11 protein-coding genes are annotated in these 11,461 nt (G+C 53.8%); 4 read left to right on the forward strand and 7 right to left on the reverse strand.

Features of this window, described 5'->3' with window-relative positions; translation table 11 throughout:
• Positions 1–170: 170 nt before the first annotated feature.
• Positions 171–1,178, reverse strand: coding sequence for an AraC family transcriptional regulator (locus NI000_RS00005; RefSeq protein WP_253406692.1), 1,008 nt, complete (start codon positions 1,176–1,178; stop codon positions 171–173).
• Positions 1,179–1,258: 80 nt separating this feature from the next.
• Entirely contained in the window at positions 1,259–1,603 is a 345-nt protein-coding gene (locus NI000_RS00010; RefSeq protein ID WP_253406693.1) for a winged helix-turn-helix transcriptional regulator, read from the reverse strand.
• 171 nt (positions 1,604–1,774) lie between these two features.
• Here NI000_RS00010 and NI000_RS00015 point away from each other — a divergent pair, with 171 nt between their 5' ends.
• A complete protein-coding gene (locus NI000_RS00015; protein ID WP_253406694.1) occupies positions 1,775–2,443 on the forward strand; it encodes a flavin reductase family protein in 669 nt (222 codons plus the stop codon).
• On the opposite strand, the gene NI000_RS00020 is transcribed toward NI000_RS00015, so the two are convergent.
• The 4 genes from NI000_RS00020 to NI000_RS00035 form a co-directional block, all read right to left on the reverse strand.
• Positions 2,434–3,081: an SIMPL domain-containing protein gene (locus NI000_RS00020; RefSeq protein ID WP_253406695.1), complete on the reverse strand. Its 648-nt coding sequence runs from the start codon at positions 3,079–3,081 to the stop codon at positions 2,434–2,436. The two genes, NI000_RS00015 and NI000_RS00020, sit on opposite strands and share 10 nt — an antisense overlap.
• A 305-nt stretch (positions 3,082–3,386) precedes the next feature.
• Positions 3,387–3,785 carry a cupredoxin domain-containing protein gene (locus tag NI000_RS00025; RefSeq protein WP_253406696.1) on the reverse strand — a complete coding sequence of 133 codons (399 nt, stop codon included), beginning with the start codon at positions 3,783–3,785 and terminating at the stop codon, positions 3,387–3,389.
• 628 nt (positions 3,786–4,413) lie between these two features.
• The gene (locus NI000_RS00030) at positions 4,414–5,574 is read right to left on the reverse strand and encodes an MFS transporter (RefSeq protein ID WP_253407389.1); all 1,161 of its coding nucleotides are present in this window, start codon (positions 5,572–5,574) and stop codon (positions 4,414–4,416) included.
• A 695-nt stretch (positions 5,575–6,269) separates the two neighbouring features.
• Positions 6,270–7,127, reverse strand: coding sequence for an AraC family transcriptional regulator (locus tag NI000_RS00035; protein ID WP_253406697.1), 858 nt, complete (start codon positions 7,125–7,127; stop codon positions 6,270–6,272).
• Between the two features lie 187 nt (positions 7,128–7,314).
• Here NI000_RS00035 and NI000_RS00040 point away from each other — a divergent pair, with 187 nt between their 5' ends.
• The 3 genes from NI000_RS00040 (at position 7,315) to NI000_RS00050 (ending at position 10,627) form a co-directional block, all read left to right on the forward strand.
• Entirely contained in the window at positions 7,315–7,665 is a 351-nt protein-coding gene (locus NI000_RS00040) for a phasin family protein (RefSeq protein WP_253406698.1), read from the forward strand.
• Entirely contained in the window at positions 7,662–9,341 is a 1,680-nt protein-coding gene (locus NI000_RS00045; protein ID WP_253406699.1) for an ABC1 kinase family protein, read from the forward strand. The genes NI000_RS00040 and NI000_RS00045 overlap by 4 nt, the downstream gene beginning before the upstream one ends.
• A gap of 128 nt (positions 9,342–9,469) precedes the next feature.
• Positions 9,470–10,627: a winged helix DNA-binding domain-containing protein gene (locus NI000_RS00050; protein ID WP_253406700.1), complete on the forward strand. Its 1,158-nt coding sequence runs from the start codon at positions 9,470–9,472 to the stop codon at positions 10,625–10,627.
• A gap of 231 nt (positions 10,628–10,858) precedes the next feature.
• Here NI000_RS00050 and NI000_RS00055 read toward each other — a convergent pair whose 3' ends face one another.
• On the reverse strand, positions 10,859–11,461 hold the full coding sequence (locus NI000_RS00055) for a TetR/AcrR family transcriptional regulator (RefSeq protein ID WP_253406701.1): 603 nt from the start codon (positions 11,459–11,461) through the stop codon (positions 10,859–10,861).

The following is an 11,461-nucleotide window of genomic DNA, read 5'->3' on the forward strand; positions in this document are numbered from 1 at the left end:
GGATTCACCTCCTTTGGTAATTTTATGATAATTATAGCACATATGTTCTCATTGATATACAAGGGGTGCTGATTCATCTCCCCCTTATTGAAGAGGGAGTCTTCTCAGCCTTAACGATAAAATAAAAACCCCTCAATCCTTTGGAGATCCAAGGGTTTGAAGGGCCCGCTTCAACGGTTATTGTTCTCCTGCTCCATGCTTTGCCGCAGGTCCAAATGGTGAAGCTGCTTTACATATTCGCCGGGATTTAAGCCGTAGTGCTTCCGAAACGCCGTTGTAAAATTGCTGACATTGCTGTAACCGACAGCAACGGCAGTTTCGCCCACATTCATCCGTTCGATTTCCATGAAACGAAGCGCCTTCTCCATCCGCTCATGCCTTACAAGCTCGAAGATCGTCATGCCGAATAGCTCGCGAAAGCCCTTCTTCAGCTTAAACTCGTTAATACCGGCGAGTCTTGCCAGTTCCCGGATGGACAGGGGATGCTCTACGCGGCTGATCACCCACCGCCTGACCTCCTTCAGCTTCTCGATGTCGTCGCGGCGCAGCACAAGCTTACGATCGGCAGGAGCACGTCCGCCCGCCTCGGCAAACAAAGCAAGAAGCTCCATCGCTTTGCCTTCCATGTACAATCGCTTCATCGAGCCTTTATAGGTGCACTGCATGAGATCGGATACGCATTTTCGGATGGCCGGAGAATCCGCGTACGGGTCGATGCTCCCTTTATGCCGCTGGATCCACGCTTCCATCCCCTGTTTCTCGGACGCATCGTCGGCATAACGGAGCAGCTCCTCGGGAGCAAAACGCACCTCCAGCAATTGCTGCCGGAGACCCGCTTTCATTTCCTCGTAGACTTGAATATTTTCCAGGAACAGAACGTTGCCCGTCCGGCTCCCCGTCAAATTTTCTTTGCCGTTCCATTCGCAATAAATTTCACCGCTTACGCAGTAGCTCAGCTCGAACAGCCGGCATGCTTCCATAATGTGAAGCCTCATATTGCGCTCGTACGTCATATCCGAAACCACGATCTCCATTCCCGGACGAATCCGCATCCGGGTGATCTTCCCCTTTCCGATATGAGGCGGCGGAGAAAGCTGCTGCTCCCAGCTTCGGGTACGAACCGTTCCATGAACCAATTCGGCGATCCGGTCAAAATAATCGTGTATGTTGGCTACCACGACATTCGGCGTCAAACAACGCACCTTCTTCCAGTTATACAATGAGAATGATTATCATCCATTGTACTTGGTCGATGCAGTCATTTCAACGGCAATTGATTGTGCACTCCCCATTTGCACATCTCCTCCAGAATGGGCATCAAAGTTCTTCCTCTTGGAGTTAGCGAATATTCCACCTTCGGAGGCGTTTGCCGGTACTCTTCCCTGTTAACGATACCGCTGTTTTCCAACTCGTTCAACTGGGAGCTTAACACCTTATGAGTAATTTCCGGAATTCGCCTCTTGAGCTCTCCGTAGCGCGTAACCTTTTGACAGGCTAATTGATACATGATTTTCATTTTCCACTTCCCGCCAATAATGGACAAGGTATAGTCAAACGGGGTTTGGTTGTTATGTATTTCCGCGGTTTCCGTCCGTTCAGGCATCGGCGTCCCTCTCCTTAAGGTAAGTACTAACTTTAAAGTGCGTACTATTTTTTATCCGGTACGCGATTATACTTAAGAGTACCGCGTCCGGCGGCCGCCATAGAATTCGGGTTACACGGGTGCACGGGGGCCGAACTAAATTGTAACTCTCCGGTTGGACGGTGTAAACCGATGCGGACGATGCCGGACAACAAGGAAAGGATGATGACGATGCCGGGGGATGATGCGCTCGCGTTTCATAGGAGCGATTTAACGGAGCAGGAAATGTACAAGCTGATGATCGGTTCGGTTGTACCGAGACCCATTGCGTGGGTTTCGTCCAAAAGCAAGGACGGCGTTCTTAATTTGGCGCCTTTTAGTTTTTTTACAGTCGCTTCCCGCAATCCGCCCACGCTGCTGATTTCCATCGGACCGGGCGTAGGCGAACGGGAAGGCACGATCAAGGATACACTGACCAATATTCGCGAGGTCGGCGAGTACGTCATTAATATGGTTTCCGAGCCATTAGGCGAGGCGATGCAGCGTTCGTCCGCTAATGTCGAGCCGCAGCGTAACGAGTTCGAGCTTGCGGGAGTCACGCCACAGTTTTGCAAAAGTGTCGATGTGCCGGCCGTGCTTGAAGCGCCGATTGCGTTCGAGCTGAAGCTGGATCGAATCATTCCCGTAGGCGGGGATCATCTCGTTCTTGGAATCGTGGAGCGCGTGCAAGTGGATTCCGCCGTCTATGCGGGAAATTATAAAACGGCAACGGAGAACTGGAAGCCGCTGGCAAGCATGGCCGGAGACTATGCTGGACTGACGTCTACTTTTTCATTCGATCCAGGGAATCGTCAAGAATAAGAATAAAAAGCTTTGACAGCGGCGGAAATGTTCAGCTCTCCCGGCTGGATGGGAGTAGCGCCCGCAGCGGCAAAAGACGCCATCTGATACGGGCGCGGTTCGATGGCCTGTGACGTTTCTTGAATCCGAACCGGGGTAGGATGAAGCGCTACGCCCATCGCTTTCGCGAGGGTCGCCGCCTTCTGGCGGCTGCTGTGGACTGCCATCGTCAATGCCTGATGGTAATAAGCCTCTGGATGAGCCGAAGTAAACTGGATGCCGGATACGGTGTTTGCTCCATGACGAACCGCCGTGTCCACGATAACTCCCGTCTGCTCGATCTTGTCCGCCGTGACTCGCAGAAGATGGGTGACTTTGTAGCCGCGGAACGTTTGCACCCCATCCTTGTAATTGTATTGGATCTCGATGCCGTACTGGACCGTCTGCACCTTTTCCTTCGGAATTCCCAGCTGGTACAGCGACTGGAGGATGTTTGCCACCGCTCCGGCATTTTCGGTCTGCGCTTCGCTCAGATTCGCCTTTTCCGTCACTACCCCCAGCGTAATCAGCGCCCGGTCCGGAGCCGCGGCAACCGTTCCTTCGCCGGAGACCTCGATGATGTTCCTGGAGCTGTCGATTGAAGCCGTCGTCGTATTCATTTCGGATCACCTTCCTTAAAAGGATCTACTATCCAATGTATTTCCATCCAACCCTCGTATGAACCGTGCGGAACTGAAATAACCGAACCAAAGCACCGGCAGCATCCTCTCGCAGCAGACAGTGAAAAAACAATTCTTGAGAGCGTGAATTCGGCAATACCGCAAACTTGAGCACTTCCAAACATAAAAAAATAGGCGGTGGCCCTCCCCCGACAAAATATCGGGAGACGACCACCGCTTCGCTCGGCGGTTCAATCATTGCCGCCTGGACGGGATAACGTTCCCGCTTCCCGCGTCGTTCTTATTTATTTCACCGTAATGACTCCGTCAAACATATACATTCCGCAATGATAGCGATACGTGCCAGGCTTCAATTCGGGTAAGGCGATGATATTGTTTCCAGTTGCCAATGGAGCGTCAATAATTCCTAGATCTTTGGAAACCATGCTTTTGATGCAAGTAAATCGCGTCGATTTCTTGAAGTTGATTTTGGCCGGCACACCCGCTTGAAGCTCGATTTGTTTGGGCTCAAAGCCGTCTTCCTTTACCTGGACGGTCGCGACCTGGTAACCCGCCGCTTTTTCAGCGATCAAAGGATCGACCGAACTCGAATCGTCTTGAATGAAAGCAACGAGAATGGCCCCGATGCACAATATACCGAAGGCTGCCGCCAAGAACACGAGCTTATTTTTGCTGATTTTCATTCCATTCCACCCTCTCCGTTGGTTTCTTATCTGCCGTTGTGGAACACATCAAGTATAACGGAACGAGCATTGTGCGGACATGGGACATTATGTCATTTTGCGAGCCAGCCGGTACATAGAGCTTGAAGGTTATTTTACGAAAATGGCGGACTGCCGCGCGTCGATTTTCCCTGGAAACGCAATCGTTTGACCCGCCGGGGACTCCCCCTTCATCCTTTCCACGTCTGCCGTGCCAAGCTCCTTGATTAACTATAACCAAGTTTCATCGTCCTAAAATGACTCGCAAGAGCTATCTTTATGTCCAAATGAAGGCAAATTGCTTCAGATCGCGCATGCATGCAAAAAAAAGAGCCGCAATTGTGCGGCCTAGGCTGTTCAGAAAGTGGGTTTTCACAAAAATAGAGATGCAAACGGAGGTGGGGTATCCACTGGAGAAGCGATAGCGGCCGCCTTTGTCTTCGGGAAATGTCCGCTAATAAGCGGTTTACAATCAAATTTCCCGATGACAACAGTGGTCGGAAGTGGATACCCCACCCCATCGTAACCTCTATCATCTCAATTGACCACTTCTCAACAAGCTCAGCCGCTTTGTGCGGCCCTCCTTTATTGCCTCCTTGGCTCAGGGAGCCTACGAAGCCTTCGGCCGGAACCAGAGTCCGAGCAGCGCGAATAAGACGTACGCGCCGCCAAGCCAGTAAAACATGCTGTGGACGGAGAAGTACTGCATGCTGAAGCCGCCGATGTTCGGCCCGGCGATGCTTCCGATGCTGAACAACACGGAGGCGATGACGTTCGTGCGGGGCAGCACGGCTTTCGGCACCACATCCGCCGCATAAGCTAGTCCCAGCGTAAAGAATGAGCCGACGAGCCCGCCGGCCAGACCGAACAAAATCAGCACCAGCAGCAGATTCCCCTGCGCGGCGAACGGGACGGCTGCAAAGGCGGCCCCGCCGATCAGGCCTGCCGTCATGAGGATCGGCTTGCGGCCCCACCGGTCGCTCCATATGCCAAGCGGCAGTTGGAGGATCAGAGAGCCGACCCCGATGACCGGCAGCAGCAGCGAAATCCAGGCGTCGGAGATGCCGATGCGCAGACCGTAAGCGGGAAAATTGCTGTTCATGGACGATTCCATGTATCCGTACAGGAACGAGGTAAGCAAAGCGTACCAGGCGAGCCGAAACACGGCGGGATAGGTGGCGACGGCTTGCGCCCCCACCTCCCTCCTCGCCGTTTCCGGATGCGCATTGGGCAGCCGGCTCACGAACAGCAGCGAAACGATCGTACACAGCATCGTCGCCAGAAAAGGCGCCCACATCCCGTAGGGTAGCAGGTTGATGCCAAGCGGTCCCAGGCTGAATCCCGCCCCGTAAGCCATCCCGTAAAGCGAGATGTACCGGCCGCGTTTATCTGCCGGTGAGCGGGATACGATCCACAACTGGGTCGCATAATGCAGACCGCTGTCCCCCACGCCTACCATAAACCGCAGCACAAGCCAAACCCAAAAATTAGGAAATGATGGAAATAAGATCAGCGTGACAAGCACGATCAGGATGCCGCCGACGATCACCGGCTTGTAACCGAAACGGCGCACGGGCTTCTCAATCCAAAACATCGTGGCAAAGGTTCCGATGTACAGAGCGGCCGCGTTCAAGCCGTTCACCCCGGTCGAGACCCCCGTCTTGTCAAGCAATAGAGTAAGCAGCGGCAGCAGAAGCCCTTGGTTCATCCCGGCGATGATGACTACAGTAATCAGCGTAAGATAATGCCGGAGCTGGAACGGGGCTTCCATGCCGCGTTCATGAGATAACGTCAACGGTAACTCTCCTTCAGACTTCAATTCGGGATGCCTTGACTATTGTAGCTGATCTTTGGTCAAAAATCGACCGTTGGCGTTAAGCAATCGTGTCGCCGGCCATAAAAAAGAAGCTGCCGGGATTGCAGCTTCTAGAGTCTATTCTATTAAGATCCCCGCAACAGACTATTTATTGTACCGTACCCTATTGTCTTGCGACAGGGACGGACAGGGATTGAACTGTGACTCTTTTTTTAGCTCGACAATCGCCTAATTATTCATAGACAATCATCCAAAAAATATCCAGCCACATAAGTATAAGCAAAAATAAGATTACAATAAGGAGTGATTGTTTTGAATTATCGTCAATTTCAGTCTGGTGGTTCGCCAATATCTAGCTACCGCTATCCCTACTATTACAATCCCTACTACGGGTACAACCCTTATTCAATGCCAATGAGCAGCACTTGCCAACCCCCTTTTGAAATAGATGGGGAGTGCGAAGATGATTGCCTTAGGTATGGAGGAAGACCAGAATTCTGTCGAAGAGCTTGTTGTCGGCCACCCCAATAATATTCCCTCAAGGTTCAGTTATAGCTCTGCCTCAAAACAACCTCAATAAACAAAAGAGAAACCCGGCAGATGTGGGTTTCTCTACAATCCGAAAAAGCCGAAGCAGCTTCCTATCCTAACTATTCAATAGGAATATAGATGACCATGCTTATGGCATCCGGAGACGACTTGAGCACATCGGTCACTTCAAAATCCGGCCCCTCCCGCCGCTCGTAATTCGAATTCGGCAGCCATGTGCCGTAGATGTATTTTCTCGTATTCTGCGGCGGTCCGTCGACCCGAAATGCCGCATATTTCCCCTTCGGAATCTCGTAACAGATGAACCCCGGCTCCAAACCTTCCGTAAACTCGTGCACTTCTTCTCCGATCACGAACGAAAATCGGCCGTCATCCTGAAAATTGCAGGCAATCCCATAAGCCATCTCCGGGGCCGCTCTGCCCGGAATCTTCAGAAATAATCCGTTGCTCCCGAACTCACCGTAAAAGCGCGGAATTTCTTCGAAATATTGCTCCTCTTGCAGAGTTGTCCGGTACTCGTAGCCGATGATCCGGATCGCTTCCAGATCGAGAATCTCAGGTCGATTCATGTTCAATTCCCCTTCCGCATGTTGTTGATAATCGAGAAAATTCACCTTGTCCTGCAAACGAAGCGGGACGGGCTCCTTCCGGTATTTCGCCGGAGTGATGCCGAATTGACTCTCGAACGCCCTTGTGAACGCTTCTTGCGAGCCATATTGAAACGCAACGGCGATGTCAAGAACGCTTCTGCCCGTTTCCTTCAATAAAACCGCGGCTTCGGACAGTCTCCGTCTCCGAATGTATTGGTGCACGGAAAATCCCGAGATGGCTTGAAACAGCCGTTGAAAATGAAAAGCCGAAAAACAAGCCGCCGATGCTATGGCCGTAATTTCCAGCTCCTCCTGAAGGCGGTCTTCGATAAACTGTATTGCCCCTTGAATCCTTTTGAAATAATCCATTCACTCACCAAGCCTCCAGCCATCGTGTCATGGAATTTATTGTACAACAAAATCCCCTGCTTTTTTTGATAATCCGTGCTCATCGGCGCATTTTATTCGGACGGGGAGCGTGCCGGGCTTCCGTTTTGGTGTTTGCGGCCCGCTATGGTAAAATCACCCTATACGGATACGAACAGGAGGGACAGAGATGATTAGAGATTTGTTGGGAAAAGCGGTTTCGATGGGGTTGGGCTTTGCCGTGGTCAGCAAAGAGCAGGCGGAAAAATTCGTCGACGAGCTGGTCAAAAAAGGAGAACTGAACAAAGCCGAGTCGCAGCAGGTCGTAGACGACTTGGTGCGCAAAGGACAGGAAGCCCAATCCACGCTGGAGGAGAAGGTGCGCGGTTACATGCGTCAGGCGCTTCATGAGATGAACTTGACGACCAAAGACGATTACGTCCGGTTGACCCAGCGCATCGGAGAGCTTGAGCGCCGCGTGGCCGAGCTGGAAGGCAAGCAGCCCGAAACCGACCAAACCTTACCTCCCGCAAGCTCATGAGTCTCGGACGGAAAATCCGGCACCTGCAAAGGTACCGCGACATTGCCAAAGCGTTCGCCCGAAACGGGCTCGGCTTCCTCGTCAAAGAGCTTGGACTGCCCGATCTGCTTGCGGGGACGCGCATCGGCTTGAATGAACGGCGGGAGGCCCGGTCGCGCACGATCGGCGAGCGCATCCGGACGTTTCTGGAGGAGCTTGGCCCGACCTTCGTCAAAATCGGCCAAATCGCCAGCACGCGTCCCGACCTGCTGCCTGCTCATATTATCGACGAGCTGGTCAAGCTGCAGGACCGAGTGCCGCCCTTCCCTTTCGAGCAAGTGCGCGAAGTTCTGGAAAGCGAGTTCGGCGAGCCCTTCGAGAAGCTGTTCGCGGAATTTCAAGAAACGCCGATCGCCGCGGCTTCCATCGGGCAGGTCCATCTTGCCCGCCTGCATACGGGCGAGCCGGTCGCCGTCAAAATCCAGCGCCCGAACATTCGTTCCATTGTTGAAACGGATCTTGAAATTTTGGACGATTTGGCCCGCCTCGCCGAGCACCGGCTCGACTGGGCGGCCAAATATCAGGTGCGCGACATGGTGTACGAGCTGTCCCAGTCGCTGCGCGCCGAGCTGGATTATACGAATGAAGGCCGCAGCGCGCAGCGGATGGCGAAGCCGTTCGAGCGCGACTCGGATGTATGTATACCGGCGATCTATTGGGATTATTCGAGCCGCAACGTGTTGACCATGGAATATTTGGAAGGCGTAAAGCCTACCGAAACGGAGCGTCTGCAAGAGCTGGGGTACGAACCGAAAAAACTGGCCGAAACGATTGCCCGGATCGTTTTTCAGCAAATTTTTGTGGAAGGCTTCTTTCATGCCGATCCGCACCCGGGCAACATTATCGTCCTCCCGGGCGGGGTGATCGGACTGATCGACTTCGGCATGGTCGGACGGCTTACCCCGATGATGAAATATCATTTCGGTTCGCTTGTCATTGCCCTGCGGCGCAACAGCACCGACGGCGTCATCAAGGCGATTGAAGGCATCGGCATCATTCCCGACGATGTCGATATGGACTCCCTGCGCGCGGATGTGGACGAGCTGCGGGAAAAATACTACGACGTGCCGCTCAGCCGCGTCAAGCTCGGCGAATCGGTCAACGACCTGCTCGCCGTCGCTTACGAACACCGCGTACGCATTCCCGCCGACCTGACGCTGCTCGGCAAAGCGCTTCTGACGCTCGAAGGCGTCGTCACATCGCTGGACCCGACGTTTAGCGTCATCAGCATCGCCGAACCTTTCGGACGAAAGCTGTTCGCCGAAAGGTTCAGCCCCCGCAATGTGGCCGACAGCGTGTGGCATCAGATAAGCGAGGCCGCCTCCCTGCTGACGGAAACGCCGATGAAGCTGCGCGAGCTGCTCGGGATGGTGAAGAAAGGCAGGCTTCGCTTTGAAATATCGATCGCCGAGCTGGATGCCTTGATGCGAAAAATGGACCGAATCAGCAACCAGCTATCTTTCAGTATCGTCCTGCTCGCATTCAGCATTATTATGGTCGGTCTTATTATCGGCTCGTCGCTTGGCAGGCAATCGACCTTGCTGTGGAATTTTCCCGTCATTGAAATCGGCTTCTGCGTCGCCGCGCTGATGTTTCTATGGCTGCTGCTGTCGATTTTCAGGTCGGGACGGTTTTGAAAATCGGATCGGCATCCGACGATGCTTTGTCTTTAGGCGCTCCTTGGGGTTGTTCGAGCTGCTCGGACGATGTCCAGAGGAGGCGTTCTTTACAGCTTAACGGCGCTATTAAGGAGGTCTTTCATCTCGTGCAAATACAACCCCAGCCAAGCGCTGCAAACGGCCCTCTCGGGGAACCCTCGCATCCCGTTGTGCTTGGAGCCCGTGCCTTAAACCGCGCCCTGCTTGCGCGCCAGCTGCTGCTGCAACGCGCGGACATGCCGGTTGCCGATGCCCTTGAGCATTTGGTCGGCATGCAGGCTCAAGCGCCCAACCCGCCCTATTTCGGGCTGTGGACGCGGCTGCGCGGGTTCCGTCAGGACGATCTGTCCCGCTTACTTCTGGACCGGCGTGCGGTTCGCATCGCACTGATGCGGTCCACCATTCATCTGGTTACCGCGCGCGACAGCCTGATCTTGCGTCCTTTGATGCAGTCCGTCTACGAACGCGGTCTCAGCGGCAGCTACGGACGGCGTCTTACGGGGCTTGATCTTGAAGCGGTCGCGGCAGCCGGCCGGATATTGGTCGAGGAACAGCCCCGGACACTCGGCGAGCTTGGCAAGCTGCTGCGCGAGCAGTGGTCGGACCGCGAACCCGCCGCGCTCGCCAACGTCGTACGCGCCCTGGTGCCGCTCGTTCAAGTCCCCCCGCGAGGCATCTGGGGGGACGGCGGTCAAGCCGTCCACACCACTGCAGAAGCTTGGCTGGGGCAATCGTTAGCCTCGGCTCCATCGCTGGAGGAAACGATTCTCCGGTACCTCGCCGCATTCGGACCGGCCACGGTCAAGGATATGCAGGTTTGGTCGGGACTAACCCGGCTGCGCGAAACGATCGACCGACTCCGGCCGCGTCTATCCGTCTATAAGGGCGAAGACGGCAGCGAGCTATTCGATGTGCCGGGCGCGCCGCTCCCCGGTCCGGATACCCCGGCGCCGCCCCGTTATTTGGGCGAGTTCGATAACATGCTTTTGTCCTATGCCGATCGAACGCGCATTCTGGCCGACGAGTACCGCCCCCTTGTTTTCACCGAGAACGGCATCATTCGGGCCACCATCCTCGTCGACGGCTTCGTCCGGGGGATATGGAGAATCGTGCGACAGCGCCGTACCGCCACGCTGGTCATCGAGCCCTTCGAGCCATTATCCGGGGAAGACTGCGAAGCCTTGGCCGAGGAAGGCCGCGGACTGCTCGACTTCGCCGCGTCGGACGCCGATGTCCGCGATATTCAATTCGTCTCGGCGGAGTGACGAAACTAACCTTGAACATCGCTTACTTCGAGATAAAAAAACGGCTGCCGAAGCAACCGTTTTTTTCATGCGGTCAGTCTCTCTATCGAAGCACTTTGATAAGTGCACCGAGCTCTTCATTTCCTCGTGTCAACATGTTTTTTTTCGGCAATTAAAAATCCCCCTGTTGATCTCAGCGAACCATTCGGATGATGATCAACAGGGGGATTTGGCCTATATGGCTGCTTTTCACTAAGCTTTTTCTTTTTCAAGATAGGAATCAATCACATGTGCAGCGATTGTTTTAAGCTGGGCCGCAGGACCGGCAAAGCCGTATATCGGGACTGACGACAAGGCACCGTTAATCACCAGCATCAGCTGATCGGTCAGGTTCTCGTCGCTCACGCCTGCTTGCTGGCACAGACGGGACAAGCGCATGCGTATTGCTCGATTGTACTCGACCGCCAGCAGATGTACGGGATGATCTTCTTCGGAAAATTCGGCGAGTGCATTCAAGAAATGACAGCCACGGTGATATCCTGGCTCCAATAATTCCACTGTAGCATCAATCAACGCCAGCATCTGCTCTTTTGGCGATCCTGCATGCTCGGCGATCGCTTCGTCAAAGTGCTGCCAGTTGATATGATCCTGTGCCTCAAGATAGGCAACAACCAACCCATCTTTGGTTGTGAAATGACGGTATAGAGTTGCTTTACTAATACCGGCTTTCTCAACAATCGTATCTACACCGATGGAACGGATCCCTTCACGATAAAATAATTCGGAAGCGACATCCAAAATATGTTGGCGTACGGAAGCGCGTGCAGCCATGTCTTTCACCTGTCCAATGCTCAT

The organism is Paenibacillus tyrphae (assembly GCF_024158745.1).
Taxonomy (GTDB): Bacteria; Bacillota; Bacilli; order Paenibacillales; family NBRC-103111; genus Paenibacillus_G; species Paenibacillus_G tyrfis_A.

What these genes read in the sequence shown, in the direction of transcription:
- NI000_RS00040 (WP_253406698.1), top strand. Translation starts at nt 7,315, where the DNA reads ATGATTAGAGATTTGTTGGGAAAAGCGGTTTCGATGGGGTTGGGCTTT.
- NI000_RS00020 (WP_253406695.1), bottom strand. Translation starts at nt 3,081, where the DNA reads ATGAATACGACGACGGCTTCAATCGACAGCTCCAGGAACATCATCGAG.
- NI000_RS00035 (WP_253406697.1), bottom strand. Translation starts at nt 7,127, where the DNA reads ATGGATTATTTCAAAAGGATTCAAGGGGCAATACAGTTTATCGAAGAC.
- NI000_RS00025 (WP_253406696.1), bottom strand. Translation starts at nt 3,785, where the DNA reads ATGAAAATCAGCAAAAATAAGCTCGTGTTCTTGGCGGCAGCCTTCGGT.
- NI000_RS00010 (WP_253406693.1), bottom strand. Translation starts at nt 1,603, where the DNA reads ATGCCTGAACGGACGGAAACCGCGGAAATACATAACAACCAAACCCCG.
- NI000_RS00055 (WP_253406701.1), bottom strand. Translation starts at nt 11,461, where the DNA reads ATGAGCATTGGACAGGTGAAAGACATGGCTGCACGCGCTTCCGTACGC.
- NI000_RS00030 (WP_253407389.1), bottom strand. Translation starts at nt 5,574, where the DNA reads ATGGAAGCCCCGTTCCAGCTCCGGCATTATCTTACGCTGATTACTGTA.
- NI000_RS00045 (WP_253406699.1), top strand. Translation starts at nt 7,662, where the DNA reads ATGAGTCTCGGACGGAAAATCCGGCACCTGCAAAGGTACCGCGACATT.
- NI000_RS00015 (WP_253406694.1), top strand. Translation starts at nt 1,775, where the DNA reads ATGCGGACGATGCCGGACAACAAGGAAAGGATGATGACGATGCCGGGG.